General features: G+C 65.8%; 15 protein-coding genes. 9 read left to right on the forward strand and 6 right to left on the reverse strand.

The features are described from left to right. Nucleotides 1-101: 101 nt before the first annotated feature. Together glcC and U873_RS0124110 are read left to right on the forward strand one after the other, a co-directional pair. Nucleotides 102-869: a transcriptional regulator GlcC gene (gene glcC, locus U873_RS0124105; protein WP_025130688.1), complete on the forward strand. Its 768-nt coding sequence runs from the start codon at nt 102-104 to the stop codon at nt 867-869. 154 nt (nt 870-1,023) lie between these two features. Then, a complete protein-coding gene (locus U873_RS0124110) occupies nt 1,024-1,194 on the forward strand; it encodes a metallothionein (RefSeq protein WP_025130689.1) in 171 nt (56 codons plus the stop codon). A 40-nt stretch (nt 1,195-1,234) separates the two neighbouring features. Here the strand turns inward: U873_RS0124110 and U873_RS0124115 are convergent, their stop codons facing one another. After that, a complete protein-coding gene (locus U873_RS0124115; protein ID WP_025130690.1) occupies nt 1,235-1,462 on the reverse strand; it encodes a DUF6555 family protein in 228 nt (75 codons plus the stop codon). Nucleotides 1,463-1,694: 232 nt separating this feature from the next. Here U873_RS0124115 and U873_RS0124120 point away from each other — a divergent pair, with 232 nt between their 5' ends. The 3 genes from U873_RS0124120 to U873_RS0124130 all read left to right on the forward strand — a co-directional run bounded on the left by U873_RS0124120 (nt 1,695) and on the right by U873_RS0124130 (nt 3,904). Then, nucleotides 1,695-2,474, forward strand: coding sequence for a helix-turn-helix transcriptional regulator (locus U873_RS0124120; protein ID WP_025130691.1), 780 nt, complete (start codon nt 1,695-1,697; stop codon nt 2,472-2,474). Between the two features lie 270 nt (nt 2,475-2,744). Beyond that, nucleotides 2,745-2,918, forward strand: coding sequence for a DUF1427 family protein (locus tag U873_RS35415; RefSeq protein ID WP_081818704.1), 174 nt, complete (start codon nt 2,745-2,747; stop codon nt 2,916-2,918). Between the two features lie 29 nt (nt 2,919-2,947). Next, nucleotides 2,948-3,904: a zinc-binding alcohol dehydrogenase family protein gene (locus tag U873_RS0124130; RefSeq protein ID WP_025130692.1), complete on the forward strand. Its 957-nt coding sequence runs from the start codon at nt 2,948-2,950 to the stop codon at nt 3,902-3,904. Nucleotides 3,905-4,473: 569 nt separating this feature from the next. On the opposite strand, the gene U873_RS0124135 is transcribed toward U873_RS0124130, so the two are convergent. After that, nucleotides 4,474-5,499, reverse strand: coding sequence for a purine nucleoside permease (locus tag U873_RS0124135; protein WP_025130693.1), 1,026 nt, complete (start codon nt 5,497-5,499; stop codon nt 4,474-4,476). Nucleotides 5,500-5,605: 106 nt separating this feature from the next. Next, nucleotides 5,606-6,562, reverse strand: a complete 957-nt coding sequence (locus U873_RS0124140) for a nucleoside-specific channel-forming protein Tsx (RefSeq protein WP_025130694.1) — start codon at nt 6,560-6,562, stop codon at nt 5,606-5,608. Nucleotides 6,563-7,144: 582 nt separating this feature from the next. Here U873_RS0124140 and U873_RS0124145 point away from each other — a divergent pair. Further along, complete coding sequence (locus U873_RS0124145; RefSeq protein WP_051586105.1) at nt 7,145-17,623, forward strand: autotransporter-associated beta strand repeat-containing protein; 10,479 nt, start codon at nt 7,145-7,147, stop codon at nt 17,621-17,623. 216 nt (nt 17,624-17,839) lie between these two features. On the opposite strand, the gene U873_RS0124150 is transcribed toward U873_RS0124145, so the two are convergent. Beyond that, nucleotides 17,840-18,247 carry a hypothetical protein gene (locus tag U873_RS0124150; RefSeq protein WP_025130696.1) on the reverse strand — a complete coding sequence of 136 codons (408 nt, stop codon included), beginning with the start codon at nt 18,245-18,247 and terminating at the stop codon, nt 17,840-17,842. A gap of 566 nt (nt 18,248-18,813) precedes the next feature. On the opposite strand from U873_RS0124150, the gene U873_RS0124155 reads away from it, so the two are divergent. From U873_RS0124155 to mnmH, 3 genes are read left to right on the forward strand one after another with little or no spacing between them, the layout of a single operon-like run. Further along, nucleotides 18,814-19,179: a DUF4440 domain-containing protein gene (locus U873_RS0124155; protein ID WP_025130697.1), complete on the forward strand. Its 366-nt coding sequence runs from the start codon at nt 18,814-18,816 to the stop codon at nt 19,177-19,179. Nucleotides 19,180-19,222: 43 nt separating this feature from the next. Next, nucleotides 19,223-20,257 carry a selenide, water dikinase SelD gene (gene selD / locus U873_RS0124160; RefSeq protein WP_025130698.1) on the forward strand — a complete coding sequence of 345 codons (1,035 nt, stop codon included), beginning with the start codon at nt 19,223-19,225 and terminating at the stop codon, nt 20,255-20,257. After that, nucleotides 20,257-21,351, forward strand: coding sequence for a tRNA 2-selenouridine(34) synthase MnmH (gene mnmH, locus U873_RS0124165; RefSeq protein WP_025130699.1), 1,095 nt, complete (start codon nt 20,257-20,259; stop codon nt 21,349-21,351). Before selD ends, mnmH begins: the two co-directional genes overlap by 1 nt. Before the next feature lie 445 nt (nt 21,352-21,796). On the opposite strand, the gene U873_RS0124170 is transcribed toward mnmH, so the two are convergent. Both U873_RS0124170 and U873_RS0124175 read right to left on the reverse strand, forming a co-directional pair. Then, nucleotides 21,797-22,852 (reverse strand): permease, encoded by a 1,056-nt coding sequence (locus U873_RS0124170; protein ID WP_025130700.1) that lies wholly within the window; start codon nt 22,850-22,852, stop codon nt 21,797-21,799. 149 nt (nt 22,853-23,001) lie between these two features. Beyond that, nucleotides 23,002-23,778: an IclR family transcriptional regulator gene (locus U873_RS0124175; protein ID WP_025130701.1), complete on the reverse strand. Its 777-nt coding sequence runs from the start codon at nt 23,776-23,778 to the stop codon at nt 23,002-23,004. Nucleotides 23,779-23,909 lie beyond the last annotated feature (131 nt).

A 23,909-nucleotide genomic window follows, 5' to 3' on the forward strand; every position in this document is an offset into this window, starting at 1 on the left:
GCCCAGGCTTTCCGAAAATCAGCTATTTATCAGTGCGTTGCATAGCCTGTTGAATGCCCTGGATTGCAGCAAGATAACTGGTCATACCAGTGGGAGGGATCATGCAGGACCAGCCAGCGCCCCGCCGGCCCCAGGTGGCGGACGTGGTTTGCGCCAGGATCGAGCGGCTGATCGTCGACGGGGTGTTCAAGACCGGTCAGTTGCTGCCCTCGGAGCGGCGCCTGACCGTAAAGCTCGGGGTGTCGCGCACTGCCCTGCGCGAGGGCCTGAAGCTGTTGCGCGCCCGAGGCATCATCGACACCGTGCAGGGCCGCGGGTCCCAGGTGGCGCAACTGACGGCGCCGGCTGCGGGCTCGCCGCTGATGCACCTGTTCCGCTCCCAGCCGCGCACCCTCTACGATCTGTTGGAGGTGCGCAGCCTGCTGGAGGGCGAGTCGGCACGGCTGGCGGCGCTGCGGGGCACCGAGGCGGATTTCGTGCTGATCGGCCGCAGCTACCAGGCCCTGCTCGATGCCCAGGCCCAGGCCCTGGAACCGGCTGCCCTGGCGCGCCTGGACCATGCCTTCCACCTGGCCATCTGCGAGGCCTCGCACAACCCGGTGCTGGTGCAGACCCTGGGCTCGCTGACCGACCTGCTGCTCAATTCGGTGTTGGCCTCGGTCAACAATCTCTACCACCGCCCGGCGCCCAAGCGCCAGATCGACCGCCAGCATGCGCGGCTGTACAACGCGGTCACCGGGCGCCTGCCGGAGCAGGCGCGCAAGGCCGCGGTGGCGCATATCCAGGGCATTGCACAGAACCTCAAGGACATCGAGGACGAGGAGCAGAGGCTGGTCCGGGCGACCTTGCGCCTGCAAGGCTGGGACTGAGAGGGCGCAGCTGCCCGTAGGGCGTTTGCGACCATCAGTCGCCTGCGCCGGGGCTGGAGGAGGGGCTGGCCTAACCTGTGAAGACTCGGGGCGCGTCGTGGTGGGGTCGCTGCCAGGCGCCGACCCTCGAGCCCCCTGGAAAAGGAGCCATGCCATGTCCAATGAAACCTGCGCCTGTCCGGCTTGTACCTGCAAGCTGGGTGCCCATTCCATCGTCCGCCACGGCAAGCACTACTGCTGCCAGGCGTGCGCCGACCATCACGCCCATGGCGAACCTTGCGCCTCCACCGAGGGCTGCAAATGCGCCAAGGGCGCCCACGGCTGAACGGCGAGGGCGGGCGGCTCCGTCCGCCCGCCCGCCTCGGCTAGACCGAAGGCCGCCAGGTGACGTTTTCGATGCCGAATTTCTCCGCCATGGGTTTGCTGGTCTTCTTCACCTGTTCCCGGCCAAAGCGCCCGATGCGCCCGACCCCCGCGTCGCAACTGGCCCAGTGCCAGGCCTCGGCATTGTCCATCTTCTCCTGACGGATGATGAAGGACTTGGGGGCGCCGTGAAGGGTGTATTCGATGACGAAAAGTTTTGCGTTGTTCATAGAACCGTTATTCCTCCCTGTGATCTTTCAATGATTCCCCCGGCGCGGAAAAATTCATTCAAATTGCCGGGCCGTGGCACCGACGGTCATGACGCTGTGAGGGCCCGGGCCAAAGCGCTGCTCCTATTGATGGCCGCCCTGGGCCCGGGCGCTACGCCGCACCGGGCAGAGGCTGGCGACGGCTGCCGGGCCTGGTTACCATGGGCGCCCGCCGACCCGCCGCGACCTTGCCATGGCCCTAGCCGCACCCCCCGACCTGAGCGACACCGCGATCCCCGTGCAGCCTTTGGCCCGCACCTACCCGCGAGGCCTGTTCATCGAACCCCACGAGCACGCCTGGGGCCAGTTGCTCTATGCCATGAGCGGAGTGATGTGGGTCGAGACGCCCCATGAGGCGCTGGTGGTGCCGCCGCAGCGGGCGGTGTGGCTGCCGCCGGGAGTGAGGCATGGAATTCGTGTGGTCAGCGACTTGCAGATGCGCAATATCTACCTGCGCCCCTCCCTGGCGGCGACCCTGGATTCCAGTGTCCAGGTGCTGCAGGTGGACAGCCTGCTGCGTGAGCTGATCCTGCGCCTGGTGGATGACCCCGAAGCCCGGCAGCCGGACTATTACGAAGCCCTGGTGGGCCTGGCCCTGCTGGAGTTGCGCCGGGCCCGGCGCTCGCAGCTGAAGATCGCTTTGCCGGACACTTCCGACCGGCGCCTGGTCAACCTGTGCCAGGCGGTGATGGCCGCGCCTTCGGTGGGCATCAGCTTCGAGCAGCATGCCGAAGCGGCGGGGGCCAGCGTGCGCACCCTGGCGCGGCTGTTCAAGGAGCGACTGGGCCTGGGTTTCGCCGATTGGCGACGCCAGGTGCAGTTGGCCATGGCCGCGGCCGAGCTGATCCAGGGCGTGCCGGTGAGTCGCATCGCCCGTGAGCTGGGTTATTCCCCCAGCAGTTTCAGTGACATGTTCCGCCGCGAACTGGGGGTGGCACCCTCCCATTACGCCGCTGGCGAACCTCAGGCCTGAGCCTTCTGCGCTGCATTTGGCCGAAATCCCGAAGCACTTGGCCGATGCCGGCGACGCCTGTTGCCTAGACTTTGCTCCAGACACCACGCCACCTCGGGCCAGCTGTCGCCGTTGGCGCAGGCAGCCAGCGCCGCGAAGAGGTGCCCAGGGTCAACCCGGCGGACCACCCGGGCCCCGAATCGCTGGCCACTGTGTGGCTGGGTTCGGCAAGGGCCGGGCCCCGAGGTCGGCGCCCTGGTCGGCATGCCCCCAACGTTTCCGGAGTGCAACATGAACTACCTGATTTCCCTGGCGGTCGGCCTGCTGGTCGGGCTGCTCTACGGCGCCTTGCAGGTGCGCTCGCCGGCGCCACCGGCGATTGCCCTGGTGGGACTTCTGGGCATGCTCGGCGGTGAACAACTGTGGCCCCTGGGGCGGCACCTGCTGGCCCAGTGGTGGTCTTGAACCCTCACTTCTATCCGATGGAACCGATCATGCAAGCACTGCAATTTTCCACCACTGGCGACCTCGCTTCCCTGCAATGGGTGGAGGTGCCAACCCCGGTGCCGGGGGCCGATCAGGTCCTGGTACGGATCAAGGCCGCCGGCCTCAACCCCAGCGATGTGAAGAACGTTCTCGGGCGTTTTCCCTACACCACCGTGCCACGGATTCCCGGACGGGATTTCGCCGGGGTGGTGGAGCAGGGGCCAGCCGAACTGCTGGGCCAGGCAGTCTGGGGCACCGGCAAGGAGCTGGGCTTTTTCGCCGATGGCAGCCACGCCCAGTACGTGGTCCTGGCGGCCAAGGGCGTGGCCCGCAAACCCACGCACCTGAGCTTTGCCCAGGCCGCCAGCCTCGGCGTGCCCTACACCACCGCCTGGGATGCCCTGGAGCGCAGCGGCGTAGCCAGTGGCACCCGCCTGATGGTGATCGGTGGCGGCGCAGTAGCCACGGCGGCCCTGGCCCTGGCCAAGGTGCGTGGGGCCCAGGTACTGGCGGCAGCACGGCGTCCGGAACAAGTGCGGGACCTGCAGTCCCAGGGGTATCACGCACTGTTGCTGGAGCAGCCGGAAACCTTGGCCGAACAGGTCAACCAGGTGTATGCCGGCGGTGCCGAGGTGATCTTCGACACCACCGGCTTCTGGCTGCCCGCCGCGGTGCCGGCCCTGGCCACCTTTGGCCGCATCGCGATCATCGCCGCCCCCCTGGACGGCCATGTGCAACTGCCGGCCCTGGCCCTGTATCGCAAGGGCGGCTCGGTGGTGGGGATCAACTCGCTGCTGTATGGCGTCGAGGCCTGCGCGGCGATGCTGGAGCAGTTCGGCCGCTATTTCGATGAAGGCCTGCTGCCGCTGCCGGAAGGCCTGGTTGAGTCGCCGCTGGAGCGGGGGCTGGAGCGTTATGCCGAAGTGAACCAGGGGCGCGGCGAAAAAATCATCCTCATCCCCTGAACGCAGCGGCCATCCCTGCGCAGGCGCCAGCTTGCCGGCGAAGGAGGCCCTGAGATCGCCTTCGCCGGCAAGCCGGCTCCTACGGGGGAGGCGTGTGCTGTGTGCTTTGTGTAGGAGCCAGCTTGCTGGCGAAGGAGGCCTTGAGATCGCTTTCGCCGGCAAGCCGGCTCCTACGGGGGAGGCGTGTGCTGTGTGCCCTGTGTAGGAGCCAGCTTGCTGGCGAAGAAGCCTTGAGATCGCCTTCGCCGGCAAGCCGGCTCCTACGGGGGAGGGGTGTGCTGTGTGCTTTGTGTAGGAGCCAGCTTGCTGGCGAAGAGGCCTTGAGATCGCTTTCGCCGGCAAGCCGGCTCCTACGGGGGAGGCGTGTGCTGTGTGCTTTGTGTAGGAGCCAGCTTGCTGGCGAAGGAGGCCTTGAGATCGTCTTCGCCGGCAAGCCGGCTCCTACGGGGGGAGGCGTGCGCTGTGGGCTTTGTGTAGGAGCCAGCTTGCTGGCGAAGAGGCCCCTGGGACCTCCATCACCGGCAAGCGGAACGCCGCCCGGCCGCACCTGGCCGCTCCCGGGAGAGCAATCAGCTCTCGGGCACGCCTTTTTCCCAGGTCGACCAGTGCTTGAGGATGTCCTGGACCAGCGGATTGCCAGCCCGGTACAGGTTCTCCAGGGCCGGGGCGAAGCCGCCCTGGTCGGCGTATTTCAGCAGGTTGTCGACTTCACTGGCGCCCGGTGCCGGGCGATCGAAGTCCGAGCCGGCGCGCACCACCGCCAGGCGCTGGATATCCACCAGGCCTTCGCGGCTGGCCCGCAGTAGCGCTTCGTAGGTGGAGTTGTCTTCCTGCTGGGTGGTGCAGTACAGGCCCTTGCCATCGGTCAGCAGCCGGGTCCAGACCTCGGCCCGTTCACTCAGGCGGGTGCCGGAGAACCAGGTGTTGCCCGCCAGGGTGTCGCAGCGGGTCACCACCGGTGGCTGGTTGGCCGGCGCATAGGGGTATTTCAAGCGCCAGGCGGCCGACTCCTTGCTCTCGCTCAAGGCCACCTTGTGGCTCAGGGCAAAGGCCTTGGCCTGGAGCTTCGGATTGAGCTCGAAGACCTCGGTCTTGTAGTCCAGGGGCGGTTTCTGGTTCGGCCCCTGGGTGTTGATCCCCAGGTAGCCGGTCGGCCAGTCCTTGGGCGCGTCCCGTGAATCCAGCTCCCACTGAGTGCCAAACTCCACCAGGTAATGGGCCCAGGCGGCGGTGCCGATGGTGCCCTGGTGCGGGCTGATGCCGGCGATCCCGGCGATCAGGAAATAGCTCTGGCGCAAATCGAACTTGGGCGACAGGGCCAGGGCCAGGGTCGACGCCGCGGCATTGGTCTGGCCCATGCCCGTGGTCAACAGGCACACATCCTGGTCATTGCAACGAATGTTCGGGTACTGCGCCGCCAGCCCCGGCACCCTGATCTCGCGCTTCAACTCCAGCCGCTCGATCCAGTGCTGCGCCTCCGGCGCAAACATGCTGATCAGCACCACCTTGGGCTTGATTGGCGCCTCGGCGGCCCATGCCCCGCTGGCCAGCACCCCGCCGAGCCCGAGCCCCACCATCCACGAAATTCCCCGCATAACACCTCCATGACTGCCGTTGTTTGGCGTTTATCCTGCCAGACCCAGATTGCAACTCATCACCGCTTGCCACTTGCAGCTTGCAGCTTGCCACTTGCCGCTGCTGTTAAAACTGATACCCAACCCCGGCGTAATAGCCCCAGCCATTGGAGCGTGCGCGGAATTCGCCGTCGCCGAAGTTCAGCACACTGCCGTCCTCCCAATTGCCGCCGTTGTGAAAGTAGCGGCCTACCAGGGTGAAGCGCAGGTGGGTGAAGGAATACAGCAGCACGTTGGTGGCCACCGTGGCATTGGCGGTGCGTGCCGGGTTGTCCTTGTGCAGGTCGGAACCGAAATCGAAGTTGGTGAAGCCGATGTAGGTCAGCGACGCGCCGTTGCTGAAACGGTCGATGGGCACGATGTACTTCAGTTGGGCGCGGTAGCCATCCCAGGAATATTCGTTGCTGGCGCCGTAGTTTTCCCACTGGTAGCGGCCGTAGAAGTTGGCCGACAGGTTGACCCGCGAATGGGTGTCGATGTCGGTGCCCAGGCCGCTGTACAGGGTATTGGCGCGGTTGGCGGTGCGGCTGCCGTGGTCGTAGATCCAGTCGAAGGCCAGGTACCACTCCTTGATCGGGCCGATGGCCAGGCTGCGGCCGGCCAGGTAGTCGATGGAGATCCGTGGTTCGTGCTCCATGAACAGCGGCGAGCCATGGTCCCAGATGCCCTTGTCGTGGCTGTTGCCGATGTCGAGGATCTTCGGCAGGTCGATGTAGCCGTACAGCTCGAACGGCCCCTTGCGCCCGAAGTATTCGTACTCCAGGTAGATATCGTCGGCCGGGCGTGGACCGAAGCTGATGTCCTTGCTGCCGATCAGCATCAGGTCCTGGTTGTACCAGTCGGAGAGGTAGGCGCCGGGCTTGGCCGACTCCACATCGGCGCTGAGGCTTTCGCCCTGGGCTGATTCATCGGCGTTGGGGGGCTGGGCCAGGGTGGTGCAACTGAGTAGTCCTGTAACGCCGGCCAGGAGCAGGGAAACAAGTGACGGCGAGGGGGCCGCCAGGTGTCGGGTGTTGCTGGGCATGGAAAGTCCTTGTTCGTGCGAGATGAAGTCCCTGTCATGGGTACGCCAGAAAAAAGTGGCGAACACAGGTGAACAGGCTGCACGCAAACGTTTGCATATGCCATACCAACTTCAACGCAAGGTTGAGTGACAGCGCCACGGCGGCGGTTCTGGCGGCCGGCAGAAGTGCTGGCGAAAAGGGCAGGGGAAAGGTTGATGAAACGGTCAGGATTTACCCGTCCAGAACGCCGCAGAAGGAGGTTTTGAATCTTGTGGATACAATCGTATTTGAGATAAGCGGTTTTTATAACTAATTGAAAAATAACCAATATTTATCTTTGTTAAACGTTTAATCCGACATTTTCAACCAAAGTATTAATGCTATTTGACGGCGCCGAAAACCAGGCGAGGTTGCGCGCTTCGTCTAGGTTTCGTCCTCAGGAGATTTCACTACTGTCAGGTTTTTACGTCCCTGCGCCCTTGAAACGGATGACACCTTCAGCTCGCGCAGCGGTTCACGGATGAGAAGCCTGACCGATCAAGGAGTTGAGCGTGGAAAAAGGTCAGTTCAAGGATGATGTTGCCCCTCTTTCTCCCCTCTCCATGGCGATTCGCCTGGGCCTTGCCGGGCTGGTGTGGGGGCTGCTCAGCCCGACAGCCATGGCAGCCTGCACACCGGCCACGCCGACCACGGGGGACCTGGTCACCTGCAGTGGCAACGCCACGTCGCTGTTGACCAATGCGTTTTCCAGTACTGCCGATAACCTCACGGTCACCGTCAGCAACGGTGCGACCTTCAACTCGTTGCTCGGCGGTACGGCGATCAACCTCACTGGCAACAACATTACCTTGAACAACTCCGGCACCATCGACCCTTCGCTGCTGGGGGTGGTGACGCTGTTGAGCAACGGCGCGGTGATCGGCAATGGTGCGGCGGGCAATGTGAACATCAACAACACCGCCACCGGGACCATGAACGGCACCGCGGGAATTCTCGGCCTGGACCTGGCCACCCTCAACGGCATGGCGCTCAACGTCAACAACGCTGCGGGGGGCGTCACCACCATTGTCAACAACGGCTCCATCGGTTCATCGTCCCTGCTGGGGCTGACCCTGCTGGGGGCCGACGCCCCGGTGGTGGCGGTGCATGGCGGGTCCCAGGTCAACATGACCAACAACGGCTCCCTGGTGGGCCGGGTGGCTTTCCAATCTGCCACCGGTGGCAACCGTTTCACCAACACCGGCTCGATCACCGGTGGTGTCTCCATGGGGGCCGCGAGCACCAACACCTTCACCGCCGTCACCGGTTCCTCGGTGCTGAGTGGCGGTGGGGTGGGCATCAGCCTGGGCGGCCTGCTGGGCATCGACCTGACCTTTGCCCCCACTGGGCAGATCGACGGTGGCGCCGCCGGCTCCAATACCCTGGTGCTGCAGAACAACCTCGGGGTTGGGGGCGGTACTTCCGGCGCGGGCAGTGCCTCCAGCGCCAACTACATCAACTTCAACAACCTGACTCTCAACAGCGGTACCTGGACCCTGCAGGGGCCGCTGGTCAGCGGCAGTACCACCCTCAACGGCGGCGTGGCGCAGTACAACAACAGCGCTGCGTTCGGCAGCGGGCTGCTGACCTCCAACGGCGGGATACTCCAGGCCAGCATCGCCGGCCTGACCCTCAGCAACCTGGTCAGCCTGGGCAATGGCGGCCTGACGTTGCAAGGCAGCAACAGCACCACCCTGGGCGGCGTGATCTCCGGCACGGGTGGCCTGACCAAAGCCGGCAGCGGACAACTGACCCTCAACGGCGCCAACACCTACAGTGGCACTACCCAGCTCAATGCCGGCTCGCTGCAGGTGGGCAACAACCTGGCCCTGGGGACTGGCAACGTGATCGTCGGCGGCGCGGGCACAATTTCGACCCCGGGCACGGTCAACCTGGCCAACAACTTCACGCTCAACAACAGCCTGAGCACGACGGGCACCGGTGCGCTGACCCTGTCGGGCACGGTCAGCGGCGCCGGCGCAATCACCAAGGCAGGCACCGGCAGCCTGACCCTCAATGGCATCAACAGCGCTTACACCGGCGCCACCACCCTGGCCGCCGGGAGCCTGGTGCTCGGCAACGGTTTGGCGCTGGGCACCGGTAACCTGACGGTCACTGGCAGCTCCAGCCTGGACACCAGTGCCGCGGTGAACCTGAGCAACAATCTGACGCTGAACGCCAACCTGAACCTGCTCGGTAGCAACGCGCTGAGCCTGGATGGAGTCCTGTCGGGGACGGGAGGGTTGAACAAGAGTGGTGCTGGCAGCTTGACCCTCAGCGGCAACAACACCTACCAGGGCGCCACCTCGCTCAATGGCGGCTCCCTGCTGCTGGGCAGCAACACGGCGCTGGGCACCGGAAGCCTGGACACTGCGGCCGGCGTTACCCTGGACAGCACCACGGCGGTGACCCTGGCCAATGCCGTGAACATGGCGGCCAACCTGACCCTGGGTGGCAGTCAGGCGCTGACCCTGGCCGGGGCCCTCAACGGTGCCGGCGGGCTGGTGAAGAACGGCGCTGCCAGCCTGACCCTGTCCGGTAACAACGGTTACCTGGGCAACACCGCGCTCAACAGCGGTTCACTGGTGGTGGGCAGCAATTCGGCCCTGGGCCTGGGGAGCCTGAATGCGGCTGCCAACACCAGCCTCGACGCCAGCTCTGCAGTGACCCTGGGCAACAGCCTGAACCTGGCCGGCAACCTGAACATCGGCGGCAGTGCCAACCTGACCCTGGCCGGGGTCGTCGGGGGCAATGGCGGCCTGACCAAGAACGGTGCGGCCAACCTGGTCCTCAACGGGGCCAATACCTTCCAGGCCGGGACCACCCTGAACGCCGGCACCCTGACCCTGGGCAACAATGCCGCCCTGGGCTCTGGTGCGTTGACCGTGGCCGGCGCCGGACACCTGGCGTCAAGCGCCAGCCTGGACCTGCTCAACGACATCGTGCTCAACGCCGACCTGACCCTGGACGGCCTCAACCCCTTGATCCTGGACGGCGTCATCAGTGGCCCCAACGGCCTGATCAAGAATGGCGCGGCCGGCCTCACCCTCAATGGCAGCAACACCTACCAGGGGGGCACCCTGCTCAATGCCGGCAGCCTGACCCTGGGCAACGGCTCGGCCCTGGGCACCGGCGCCCTGACCGTGGCCGGCGCCGCCGTGTTGAACAACAGCAGCGCCCTGGCCCTGAACAACGCCGTCAACCTCAACGCCAACCTGACGGTGGGAGGCAGCAACGCCTTGACCCTGGGCGGGGTGATCGGGGGCACCGCAGGCTTGATCAAGACGGGAACCTCGAGCCTGACCCTCAACGGCAACAACAGCTACCAGGGCACCACCTCATTGACCGGCGGTTCGCTGATGGTCGGCTCCAACACGGCACTGGGCACCGGCGTCCTGAACGCCTCCGCCGGCACCACACTGGATGCCAGCACCACGGCCAGCCTGGGCAACAACGTCAACCTGCTGGGCAACCTGACCCTTGGCGGCAGCAATGCCCTGACCCTGGGTGGATTGATCAATGGCGCCGGAGGCCTGATCAAGAACGGCAACGCCGACCTGGTGCTCAATGGCGCCAACGGCTACCTGGGCAATACCGCGCTCAATGCCGGCAAGCTGGTGCTGGGCAATGCCAGCGCTCTGGGCAACGGCATCCTCAATGCGGCAGCCGGCACCGCGCTGGACGCCAACACTGCGCTGACCCTGACCAACCAGGTGACCCTGGCGGGCGGGGTGACGGTCGGCGGTACTTCCGACCTGGGGCTTGGCGGCCTGGTCAGTGGCGCGGGCAGCCTGATCAAGAATGGCGCAGCCAATCTGACCCTCAACGGTCTCAACACCTACCAGGGCGGCACCACCCTGAATGCCGGGACCCTGACCCTGGGCAATGGCTCGGCCCTGGGCAGTGGTGCCCTGACGGTGGGCGGCGCCGCGAACCTGGACAGCAGTGCCAGCATCGGCCTGAACAACAGCCTGATACTCAATGGTGCCTTGAGCGTGGCCGGCAGCAATGACCTGACCCTCAATGGCGGCATCAGCGGCAGCGCGGCCTTGATCAAGAATGGCGGGGCGAACCTAGCCCTCAACGGCAACAACAGCTACCAGGGCGGCACTACCCTGAATGCCGGCAGCCTGACCCTGGGCAGCAGCGGTGCCCTGGGCTCCGGCGTGCTGACGGTGGGCGGCGCGGCAACCCTGGACAACAGCATGCCCTTGAGCCTGGCCAACAACCTGGTGCTCAACGCGAACCTGAGCCTGGCCGGCAACAACGACCTGGTGCTTGCCGGGGGCATCAGTGGCAGCGGTGGCCTGGTCAAGAACGGCTTGAGCAACCTGGCCCTGTTGGGCAACAACAGTTTCAGCGGCACCTTGAATATCCTTGCCGGCAGTGTCAGCACCCTGGCCAGTGGCGCCCTGGGCAACAGCTCGGGGGCCAACATCGGTAGCGGTGCGAGCCTCAACCTGGGGGCCAGTGACAGCCTGGCGGGACTGTCCGGCACCGGCTCGCTGCAACTCAGCCCCGGTGCGACCCTGAGTGTCGGCGGCAGCAATACCAGCAGCACTTTTGGCGGCAATATCAATGGCAGTGGCCAATTGACCAAGCAGGGCAGCGGCATCCTGAGCCTGAGCGGAATCAACGATCTGACCGGCGACACCCTGGTCAGCGGCGGCACCTTGAATGTCGGCGGCTCCCTGGGCAGCGCCAACGTCACCGTCAACAGCGGCGCCACCCTGACCGGCAGCGGCTCGCTGCTGGGGGCGGTGAACATCGCCAGCGGCGGCCACCTGGCCCTGAACTCCGGCAGCACCCTGTCCATGGATGCCCTGGCGCTGGCCAGCGGTGCCAACCTGGATGCCAACCTGGGAGCGCCTTCCACCACTTCGCTGCTGAACGTGGGCGGCAACCTGACCCTCAACGGCCAGCTCAATGTCACCGATGCCGGCGGTTTCGGCGTCGGTGTGTATCGCCTGATCAACTACACCGGCAGCCTTTCCGGCCCAGGCCTGAATATCGCCAGCGTGCCGGTGGGCTACAACCTCGGCGATCTGGTGGTGCAGGCCGGTGTCGCCAATCAGGTCAACATTCTGGTCTCGGCGCCCAATGCCAACATCCGTTTCTGGGACGGCAGCCAGACCGTGGCCAACGGCGTGGTGGACGGTGGTAGCGGCACCTGGAACGCAGGGGGCAGCAACTGGACTTCGGTCAACGGCACCCTGAACCAGGCCTGGGCCAATGACTTTGCGGTGTTCCAGGGGACTGCGGGCACCGTGACCGTGGCGGGCGACCAAAGCTTCACCGGCATGCAGTTCCTCACGGACGGCTACAACCTGGTGGCCGGCGCCGCCGGTGCGCTGAACGCCGTCAATGGCACGGGCGGCAACACGGCGATCCGGGTCGACCCGAACGTCACCGCCACCCTGGGAGTCGGCATCCACGGCAGCGGCACCCTGGCCAAGCTCGACACCGGCACCCTGGTGCTCAACGGTGCCAATACCTACAGCGGCGGCACCCTGCTCAATGGCGGCACCCTGGTGGTCGGCAACAACAGCGCCCTGGGCACGGGGGCCTTGACCGCCGCCGCCGGCACCACCCTGGACAGCAACAGCGCGGTCAATCTCGGCAATGCCCTGAACCTGGGCGGCAACCTGACGATCGGCGGCTCCCAGGCCTTGACCCTGAGCGGTGTGCTCAGCGGTGCTGGCGGCCTGCTCAAGAACGGCGCGGCGAGCCTGACCCTGGGCGGCAACAACAGCTACCTGGGACCGACTGCGCTGAATGCCGGTGGGCTGATCCTGGCCAGCAACACGGCCTTGGGCGGCGGTGCGCTCAACGCTGCAGGCGGCACCCAGCTGGATGCCAGCAGCGCCGTCAGCCTGGGCAACACGCTGAACCTGGCCGGCAGCCTGGCAGTGGGCGGCAGCGCCGACCTGACCTTGAATGGCGCGGTCAATGGCGCCGGCAGCCTGGTGAAGAACGGCGCGGCCAACCTGACCCTCAACGGTGGCAATGGCTACAGCGGCGGCACCGTGCTGAATGCCGGAACCCTGACCCTGGGCAACGCCACGGCCCTGGGCAGCGGCGCCCTGGCTGTGGGCGGCGCCTCGAACCTGGACAGCAACACTGCGCTCACCCTGAGCAACGCGCTGCTGCTCAACGCCAGCCTGACCCTGCCTGGCAGTAACGACCTGAGCCTGGGTGGCGTGCTCAGTGGTGCCGGTGCTCTGGTCAAGAACGGTGCTGCCAACCTGAGTCTCAATGGCGTCAACAGCTACCAGGGCGGCACCACCCTGAATGCCGGCACCCTGAGCCTGGGCAACGGCGCGGCCCTGGGCACTGGCGCGTTGACCGTGGCCGGTGCCGCAACGCTGGACAACAGCAGCGCCTTGGCCCTGAACAACAACCTGAACCTCAACGCCGGCTTGACCCTGGCCGGGAACAACGACCTGACCCTGGGCGGGGCGCTGGCCGGCGGCGGCACCCTGAACAAGCACGGCAACAGTGCGCTGACCCTGACCGGCAACAACAGCTTCAATGGCCTGTTCAACCTGGTGGGCGGCAGCCTCAACACGCTGGGGGCGGGCGCCCTGGGCAATAACGCGACGGTCAATCTGGGGGCCGGCACCAGTCTCAACCTGGGTGGCTCCAGCAGCCTGGGTGGCCTCAGTGGCAGCGGCACGGTGCAAGTGCTCGCCGGCAATACCTTGACTCTGGGCGGCAACAATCTCGACAGCAGCTTCGCCGGCAGCCTCAATGGCAGCGGCCAGTTGACCAAGGCCGGCAGTGGCAGCCTCAACCTCAGCGGCAGCAATGGCCTGAGCGGTGCCACCAGCGTCAACGGCGGGACCCTCAACGTCTCCGGAACCCTGGCCAGCACCTCGGTCGCGGTCAACAGCGGCGCCACCCTGACCGGCACCGGTAGCCTCACCGGTGCGGTGACCGTGGCCGACGGCGGCCACCTGGCCCTGAGTTCCGGCAACACCTTGTCGGTGGGTTCGCTGGTGCTCGGCGCCAACTCGAACCTGGATGCCGGCCTCGGCACGCCGGTGACGGGCGGCGGCAATGCCCTGGTGAATGTCGGCGGCAACCTGACCCTCGATGGCACCCTGAATGTCAGCGACATCGGTGGCTTCGGCAGTGGCGTCTATCGGCTGATCAACTACACCGGTGCCCTGACCGACCATGGCCTGGTGATCGGCAGCGTGCCCGGCAGCGTGGTGCCGGGGAACCTGCAGGTGCAGACCGCAGTGGGCAGCCAGGTCAACCTGCTGGTGACCGCACCCAACACCACGGTGCAGTTCTGGGATGGGGCGCAAACCGTGGCCAACGGGGCGATCGATGGCGGCGCGGGCACCTGGAACAGCGCCGGCAGCAACTGGACATCCGCCAACGGCACCACCAATCAGTCCTGGAGCAGCAGTTTTGCAGTGTTCCAGGGGACAGCCGGGACCGTTACCGTGGATGGCACCCAGAACCTGACGGGCATGCAGTTCGTCAGCGATGGCTATTCCCTGGTCGGCGGCAGTGCCGGGCAGTTGAACCTGGTCAATGGCGGCACCGGCAATACCGCCGTGCGAGTCGACCCGAACGTCACCGCCAGCCTGGGCGTGGCACTCAATGGCAGCGGCACCCTGGCCAAGCTCGATAGCGGCACCCTGGTGCTCAACGGCGTCAATGGCTACAGCGGCGGCACCGCGCTCAATGGCGGCACCCTGGTGGTGGGCAATAACAGCGCCCTGGGCAGCGGTGTGCTGACCGCCGCCCAGGGCACCACCCTGGACAGCAACAGCGCTGTGACCCTGGGCAACGCCAGCGTGCTCAACGGCGCATTGACCGTTGCCGGCTCCAATGCCCTGACCCTGGGCGGCGTGGTCAGCGGCAGCGGTAGCCTGATCAAGCATGGCGCCGCCAGCCTGACCCTCAATGGCGTCAATAGCTACCAAGGCGGGACCCAGCTCAACGCCGGGCAATTGATCCTGGGCAACAACGCGGCCCTGGGCAGCGGGGCCCTGGCGGTGACCGGCAATGCCCAGCTGGACAGCCCTGTGGCCTTGCAACTGGCCAATGCCATCAACCTGGGGGCCCAACTGACTCTGGCCGGCACTCAGAACCTGAGCCTGGGAGGCGTCATCAGCGGCAATGGCAGCCTGGTGAAAAATGGCACCGGCGACCTGTTGCTCAGTGGCGCCAACAGCTACAGCGGCGGCACCACCCTGAACGGCGGCACCACCCTGGGCGACAGCAGCAGCCTGCAAGGCTCGATCCTCAACAACGCCTCGCTGACCTTCCAGCAAGCCAGCGACGGCACCTACGCCGGCAGCCTCAGCGGCAATGGTGCGCTGATCAAGAGCGGCAACGGCAGCCTGCTGCTCACGGGCAACAATGGTTTTGTCGGCAATACCCAGGTCCAGGCCGGTTCGTTGCTGGTCAATGGGTCCCTGGCCAGCGCCAGCGTGCAGGTGGCCAGTGGTGCCAGCGTTGGCGGCAGCGGCCAGATCGGCGGTGCCCTGAGCCTGGCCAATGGCGCCACTCTCAAGGCCGGCGGCGGTGCCACGCCGTTGTCGCTGGGCTCCCTGGCGCTGTCCTCCGGCAGCCTCCTGGACTTCACCCTGGGCCAGCCCTCCGGCTCGACCACCGTGGTCAATGTCGCCGGCGACCTGACCCTGGACGGCAGCCTGAACATCACCGACGCCGGTGGCTTTGGCGTTGGTGTCTACCAGCTGTTCCGCTATGGCGGCCATCTCACCGATAACGGCTTGAGCTACGGCACGCTGCCCGGCGGTGTGCTGCCGGCCTCCCTCAGCCTGCAGACGGCGCTGGCCAACCAGGTCAACCTGCTGGTGCAGGGGGCGGCGGGTCAGGTGCAATTCTGGAACGGCGGCAAGACAACTGCCGATGGCAGCATCACCGGTGGCAGCGGGACCTGGGGGCCGGGCACCAACTGGACCGACCCCACCGGCACCCAGAGCCAGGGCGCGGGCAATCAGTTCGCAATCTTTGGCGGGCAGGGTGGCACGGTCACGGTGGCTGGCAACCAGAGCTTTACCGGCCTGCAGGTACTGGACAGCGGCTACAGCTTTGTCGCCGGCAGCAATGGCAGCCTGACCCCGACCAATGCACCTGATGGCAGCCTGGCCAAGGTGCGGATCAATGCCGGGGTCAGCACTCAGATCGATGCACCGCTGGTGGGCAGCGGCGGCATCGAGAAAACCGATGCTGGCCTCTTGCTGCTGACCGGCGCCAATACCTACAGCGGCGGTACCACCGTCAGTGGCGGCACCCTGGCGGGCAACACCACCAGCCTGCAAGGACGGATGCTGGTCAATGCCCGGATGCTGTTCCTGCAAAACACCAACGGCGTGCTGAACGGGGTGCTCAGCGGCACCGGCACCGTGATCAAGCAAGGCGCCGGCCTGCTGCTGATCAATGGCAGCCAGCCTTTCAGTGGCACGCTGGCGGTGGAGCAGGGCACCTTGCAACTCGGCGATGCCCCGGCCTCCCTGGCCGGGCAAGTCACGGTCAGCAACGGCGCCACGCTGCAGGGTAACGGCAGTGTCGGTTCCTTGAGCAACAGCGGCCTGGTGGTGTCCGGTGGTCCGACCGGCAAGCTGAGCGTCGCCGGCAACTTCAGCAACGCCAGCAACGGCACCCTGCAACTGACACCGACCTCGGCCAGCGGCCCGGTGCTGCAAGTGGGCGGCACCGCCAGCCTGGGGGGCAACCTGCAGATCAATGGCCTGACGCCGTCCAGCGGCACCACCAGCTATTCGCTGATCAACGCCGCGGGCGGTATCACCGGCACCTTCGCCGGCAGCAACCTGCCGCAACTGGTGTTCCTCAATACCTCGCTGGTGTATGGCGCCAATCAGGTGGACCTGAATGTCAGCCGCAACCAGACCGGCTTCACCGACGTTGCCCAGACCGGCAACCAGCGTGCGGTGGCGGCTGCCCTGGCGGCCTATTCCGGTGACGACGACGATCCGGCGGACCAGCTCAACAACCAGATCCTGGGGCTCGACCGCGCTGGGGCGCAAAGTGCCTTCGACAGCCTGTCGGGTGAAATCCACGCCAGTACCGTCAGCGCCTTGCTGGAAGACTCACGCTATGTGCGCGATGCCCTCAATGACCGCATGCGGCAACCGGCCTGCGCTGCCCAGGACGATCCACGGCAGGCCCTGGCCGGCAGTGAAAACCGCCTGAGCAGTGGCGGTTGCCAGGGCGAGATGGTCGGCTGGATGCGGGTGCTCGGCACCTGGGGCGAAATGGACGGCAACAGCAACACCGCCAAGCTCGATCGCAACCTCTCCGGGTTCATCCTGGGCAGTGATCGCCAGCTCGATGAAACCTGGCGTGCCGGTGCAGCGGTCGGCTACACCCGCAGCGACCTGAGCGCCAGCCAGCGCCAGTCCGATGCCACGGTCAACACCACGCACCTGGCGGCCTATGTCAATTCCCAGTACGACGCCCTGGCGGTGCGTCTGGGGGCGGCCTACAGCTGGCACAAGATCGAGACCAAGCGCAACGTCAGTGTCGGCAGCTACAACGACCGCCTGAAAGCCGACTATAACGCCCGCAGTGCCCAGGTCTTCGGTGAAGTGGGTTATGCCCTGGACGCCGGCGGCATTGCCCTGGAACCGTTCGTGGGCCTGGCCTATGTCAACTACGACAGCGACACCGGCAAGGAGAAGGGCAGGGCTGCGGCGCTGGAGGCCAAGTCCAGCCAGGACGTGACCTTCTCCACGGTCGGCTTGCGTGCCGGCAAGCGCATCACCCTGGGTAACGGCCAGCAGCTGACCCCGCGGCTGGCGGTGGGTTGGCGCCATGCCTACGGTGATACCAAGCCCGATGCCGACCTGAGCTTCATCGATGGCGGCACGGCGTTCACCACCCAGGGCGTGCCGATCGCCAAGGACAGCGCCTTGCTGGAAGCCGGTGTGGATTACCAGATCAGCCCGGCCGGCAAATTGGGCATCGGCTACTCGGGGCAACTGTCGAAGGAAACCAAGGACCATGCCATGACCTTGAGTCTTACCCTGGGCTTTTGAAGCGAGACAGGTTGATAGCCGCCCGCAAGGGCGGCTTTTTTTTGCCTGGTGCTTGGCGCTGCTCGGTGGCGGTCACGGGCGCTGCAGTGCAGCGGCGCGCTTCCAGGCCGATGCATCCTGCGGGTCGGTTGGCGCGGCTGTACAACGGCTTCGCGGATGCCTGGGCATGGGGGGCATTTTGTCGGGCGTCTGCTTGCTGTACCGCGCAGCACCGGGTTAAAGGATGGCCGCGGCTTTTTTCTCGACGAGCGCCGCACCCATTACCAGCATTTCGGGCAAGCCCCGGCGTTGCTCTGGCGATGCCGTGCCAAGATGCTGATCACCTTGCCAGAGCTCGCCAGCCACAACTCTCAGGTCGAGTCCGGTTTGCGATTCTCGCAGTGCCTCATGGCCGACCCAGTGCCAGCGCTGCCTTTGCACCGGCGCCTTCGAGGTGTAGAGCCGCAGTGCAAAACTGTCTGCAAGCTCGTTGGGCAACTGCTGGATGGTGACGCGGGTGGCGTACAGGCCCAGCAGGATCGTGTCCTTGTAGCGTTGTGAAACGTACAGCACCTTCGCCGGCCTGAAGCCCTCGCTGATAGGGATCAGCAGGATGTCGCCGGCGGTGGTTTGTCGAGTGCTCATGGCCCAGGCCTGTTTAGTGGTTGAGTGAACGGCGAGTCGCTGCCCGGCCCCTCATGCTGCAGCGCAGTATCGCTGGTTCTGCGCTGAGCACCAGTCCTGAATTGCCCTATCACGGAGCGGCCGGGCCAAAGACACCGGGAGAGTTGACTGCACCTGAGGGCCGTGTTGGCCATGGCCTGCCCCCAGGGGTGCAACGGGTTCTGGTACGTGCCGGGATCTTTGGCCGCGTGGGTTGTGCCCCCCAGGCAAAGAGAGGCAGGCATAGCGCTTCAAGCGCCTGGACGTTGCCGCCAAGAACCCGCAATTTGCCGACCTTGGCCAGAGCTGGGAGCCGCGGGGCCATCAGCCTCAGCCTCAGCCTCAGCCTCAGCCGCAGCGCCCCGGCCGGCACCTTGAACGGCACGCGGCGGGGCGTTCTTGTGGGGGGGCATCGGCCCTGGCGGGGCTGTGCAAGCCTAACCGGAGCCCGGGGCTGTTGCTTGGTGCAAGCCGCCCCGCCGTGGTCCGGCCTGAGGGGCACGGATGCTAGAGTGCGCCAGTGATCTGCCGCCACCTCAGGAGTGAACATGGCATTGTCCGAACACCTTTTGTTGCTCGAGCGCCAACTGCAACAGGCCGAAGTGCGGGCCGACCGCCAGGCGCTGGAGGCCTTGCTGGCCGATGAATTCCTTGAGTTCGGCGCCAGCGGTGGGCGCTGGGACAAGGCCCAGGTGCTGGCCGACCTGCCGCAGCAGGCCTTCATCGAACGGCACATCAGCGCGTTCGCCGTGCAGTGCCTGGGCCCCGATCTGGCCCAGGCCACCTATCTGTGCCATAACGCCGCAGCCGGCGAGCGCCCGGCCTCGAGTGCCTGGCGCAGCTCGCTGTGGCGCCACCGCGAGGGGCGCTGGCAGATGCTGTTCCATCAGGCAACGCCCCGGCCAAATCCCTGACCCCTCTGCTAGAATCCCGATCCCAGACTTGACGAGGTGCCCCATGAGCGAGCCGATCCGCCTGACCCAGTACAGCCACGGCGCGGGCTGTGGCTGCAAGATTTCACCCCAGGTACTGGAGGTGATCCTGGCCGGCAGCGGGGCACAGAACCTCGACCCCAAGCTCTGGGTCGGCAACGCTTCGCGCGATGACGCGGCGGTCTATGCCATCGACGAAGAACGCGGCGTGGTTTCCACCACCGACTTCTTCATGCCCATCGTCGACGACCCGTTCGACTTCGGCCGCATCGCCGCCACCAACGCCATCAGCGACATCTACGCCATGGGCGGCGACCCGCTGATGGCCATCGCCATTCTCGGCTGGCCGGTGAACGTGCTGGCCCCGGAAGTCGCCCGGGAAGTGATCCGCGGCGGTCGTGCCGTGTGCGACGCGGCGGGCATTCCCCTGGCGGGCGGCCACTCCATCGACGCGCCGGAGCCGATCTTCGGCCTGGCGGTCACCGGGCTGGTGGAAAAACGCTTCATGAAGCGCAACGACACCGCGACCGCCGGCTGCCTGCTGTACCTGACCAAGCCCTTGGGGATCGGCGTGCTCACCACTGCCGAGAAAAAGGGCAAGCTGCGCAGCGCCGACATCGGCCTGGCCCGTGACTGGATGTGCACCCTGAACAAGCCCGGCAGCCGTTTCGGCAAGCTCGAAGGGGTGACCGCGATGACCGACGTCACCGGTTTCGGCCTGCTCGGGCACCTGGTGGAAATGGCCGATGGCAGCGGCCTCACCGCGCAGATTCACTACGACCGCGTGCCGCGCCTGCCGGGAGTCGAGTACTACCTGGACCAGGGCTGCGTGCCTGGCGGCACGTTGCGCAACTACAGCAGCTACGCGGACAAGATCGGCCGCCTGCAGGAACTGCACAAGCGCGTGCTCTGCGACCCGCAAACCAGCGGCGGCCTGCTGGTGGCGGTGACCCCGCAAGGCAATGCCGAGTTCCTCGCCCTGGCGGCGGAACTGGGCCTGGAACTGGCGCCGATCGGCGAGCTGGTGGAGCGACAGAGTCACGCGGTCGAGGTGTTCTGATGCCTTTGGACTGCACCGACTACCGCGCTATTTTCCTCAACGACCGGCCGATGATGGACACCCGGGCGCCGATCGAATTCACCAAGGGCGCCTTTCCCGGGGTGCTCAACCTGCCGCTGATGACCGACCAGGAACGCCAGCGGGTCGGCACCTGCTACAAGCAGCAGGGCCAGCAGGCGGCCATTGTGCTTGGCCACCAACTGGTGTCCGGGGCGATCAAGGCCCAACGGGTGCAAGCCTGGGCGGATTTTGCCAAGGCCCATCCCGATGGCCTGCTGTACTGCTTTCGCGGCGGCCTGCGCTCGCAGATCGTCCAGCAGTGGCTCAAGGAGGCGGGCATCGACTACCCGCGGGTCGGCGGTGGCTACAAGGCCATGCGTACCTTCCTCCTGGAGACCACCGAGCAGGCCTTGCAACAGTGCGATTTGGTGCTGCTGGGGGGCATGACCGGCACCGGCAAGACCGAGGTGCTGGGGCAACTGGACAACGCCCTGGACCTGGAAGGCCACGCCAACCATCGCGGCTCCAGTTTTGGCCGCCGCGCCACCGGGCAGCCGAGCAACATCGACTTCGAAAACCGCTTGGCAGTGGACCTGCTGAAAAAACGTGATCGCGGCGTGCAGAGTTTCGTCCTTGAAGACGAGAACCGCATGATCGGCAGCTGCGCCTTGCCGCTGCCGCTGTACCAGAGCATGCAGGGGTTGCCCATGGTCTGGCTGGAAGACCGCCTCGACAGCCGGGTGCAGCGCATCCTCGACGACTACGTGGTGAACCTCAGCGCCGAGTTTGTCGCGCTGCATGGCGAGTCGGGTTTCGCCCTGTTTGCCGAACGCCTGCTGGAGAGTTTGAACAAGATCCACAAGCGCCTCGGTGGCGAGCGTCACCAGCGGCTGTTCCTGCTGATGGAAGCGGCGTTGGCGGAACAGGCCCGCAGCGGCGACGTGGAACGGCACCGGGCCTGGATCGAAGGCTTGCTGGGTGAATACTACGACCCGATGTACGCCTTCCAGCGCGAGAGCAAGGGCGCGCGGATCGAGTTCAGCGGCGACCATGCCGCAGTGCTCGATTACCTGCGTCAGCGTTCACCGCGCTGACCCGTTCGCTGGTAAACCGGTTCCTGCGTGGGCAGCTCCGCACCGACCGCAGGAGCTGGCTTGCCCGCGAGATTGCCTTCGCCGGCAAGCCGGCTCCTACAGAGCAGCTCCCTACAGACCGTAGGAGCTGGCTTGCCCGCTAGATCGCCTTCGCCGGCAAGCCGGCTCCTACAGGGCAGCTCCCCACCGACCGCAGGAACTGGCTTGCCCGCTAGATTGCCTTCGCCGGCAAGCCGGCTCCTACAGGGCAGCTCTCCACCGACCGCAGGAGCTGGCTTGCCCGCGAGATTGCCTTCGCCGGCAAGCCGGCTCCTACAGGGCAGCTCCCCACCGGCCGCGGGAACTGGCTTGCTCGCGAGATTGCCTTCGCCGGCAAGCCGGCTCCTACAGGGCAGCTCTCCACCAACCGTAGGAGCTGGCTTGCCAGCGAAAGGGCCTTCCAGCCCTACAACAACGCCGCGCCGATCAAGCCGCAGACAATCCCCACCAGCATGGTCAGCACGGCCACGGTCACCAGCACTCGGGCATCGAAATCCTTACGCAGCATCAGCAGCGACGGCAGGCTGACGCTCGGCAGGGTCATCAGCAGCGCCACCGCCGGACCGGTGCCCAGGCCGAGGGTCATCATGGTCTGGACGATGGGGATTTCCGCTGCCGTGGGGATCACGAACAGGGTCCCGGCAATTGCCAGCGGCACTAGCCACAGCAGGCTGTTGCCCATGGCGCCGTCGATGTGCGGGAACAGCCAGACCCGGGCCGCGCCCAACAGCAGCACGGCGAGGATGTAGATCGGGATGGTGCTCCAGAACAGTTGCCACAGGGTCTTGCCCCAGCGGGTGAGGAATGGCTGCTGGTCGACGCTGCTGGCTTCGACCACGGCGTCCACCGCGGCTTCCGGGAGTGTTTCCGGGCCGGCGATGCGCTGCGCGATCAGCGACACGCCGAGCACCAGGACAATGCCCGCCACCAGGCGCAGGGCGGAAAAGCCCCAGCCGAGGACAAAGCCCATGAACACCAGGGTCGCCGGGTTGAGCACCGGGTTGGCGATCCAGAAGGCCAGGGCCGCGCCCACCGAGACATTCTGCCGGCGCATGCCGGCGGCCACCGGCGCGGCGCAGCAGGAGCACATCATGCCCGGCAGGGCGAACAGCCCGCCGCGCAGGGTCGAGCCGAAGCCGGCCCGGCCGAACAGCCGCAGCAGCCAGTCCCGGGGGATCAGCACCTGCAGCAGGGAGCCGAGGATCACCGCCAGCACCGCGGCTTTCCAGATCGCCAGGAAATACACCTGGGAATAGGCCAGGGCCGCGCTCCAGGGCGAGCTTTGCTGATCGTTGAGGATCGACGCGCCGATGCTGTGGCTGTCGGCGGCGGCAAAGGCCTTGAAGTAGTAGGGCGACCACTTCACGTAGTACAGACCGATGGCGGCGATCAGCAGGAACAGCAAGGGTTTCCACCAGAGCGCCCAGCCTTGGGCCGGGCGGGTGGGGGTGAGGTTGGACATGAAGGGAATTCCACACAAAGACAATAAGCGCGAATTGTAGCCGCTGGCGCCTCCCTAAGCTGCAAGTCTCAAGCTGCAAGCTGCAAGCTGCAAGCTGCAAGCTGCAAGCCGCAAGCCGCAAGCCTCACCGCATGCTTGCCGCTTAAAGCTTAGAGCGTGCGTATCGAGGTGCGGATGGCTCGGGCGCATTCGATCACCGAGGGCGCGAGCTTGCGTTCGGCTTCTTCCAGGGTCCAGCGGCTGCTGGGCACCACCACGTGCACCGCGGCCACCGGCAGGCCCTTGCCGTCGAGGATCGGCGCGGCTATCGCCATGTCGCCCAGGAACAGTTCTTCCGGGTTCAGGGCATAGCCGCGGCGTTGGGTGGCGTCGATCTCGCGCAGGATCTCGTCCAGGTCGGTGCGGGTGTGCCGGGTGTGGGCCTTGCGGTCGCTGGCTTGAAGAATCTGCAGGGCCTCGGCGGCGGGCAGGGCGCTGAGGTAGGCGCGCCCGGAACCGGTGCAGTACATGGGAATGCGACTGCCGATGGGCATGTGGATGGGAATGAACTTGGGCGCCACGAAGCGCGCCACATAGACCATGTCCAGGCCATCAGGCTCGGTGAGGTTGGTGGTTTCTCCAGTGACCTGGGCCAGTTCGGCAAGGAACGGGTTGGCCACATCCACCAAGGTGTCGGCGGCCAGGTAGTTGTAGCCGATCTCCATCACCCGCGGGGTCAGTTGGAAGCGCTTGGTCTGCGGGTGCTTACGCACGTAGCCCAGCTGTTCCAGGGTGTGGATCATGCGCTGCGCCGAGCTTTTGTTGATGTCGGCGGCTACGGCAATTTCCGCCAGGTTCATGGTCCGTTGCGCGGCGTTGAAGGCCCGCAGCACCGCCAGGCCCTTCTCCAGTGACTGGTTGAAAAGGGAGTTGTTGTTATCGCTCATGACCAGTCCTTTCAGGCTATTTTGTGTTTTGAATATCGATATTCGATATTTATAAATCTCTTTACGATTTTTGTAAATTGTTTATAGTCGAGCTCATGCCTCCTGCCTTCCACACCAGAGGCTATCCATCA

The sequence above is a fragment of the Pseudomonas sp. PH1b genome, from assembly GCF_000633395.1.
Lineage (GTDB): Bacteria > Pseudomonadota > Gammaproteobacteria > Pseudomonadales > Pseudomonadaceae > Aquipseudomonas.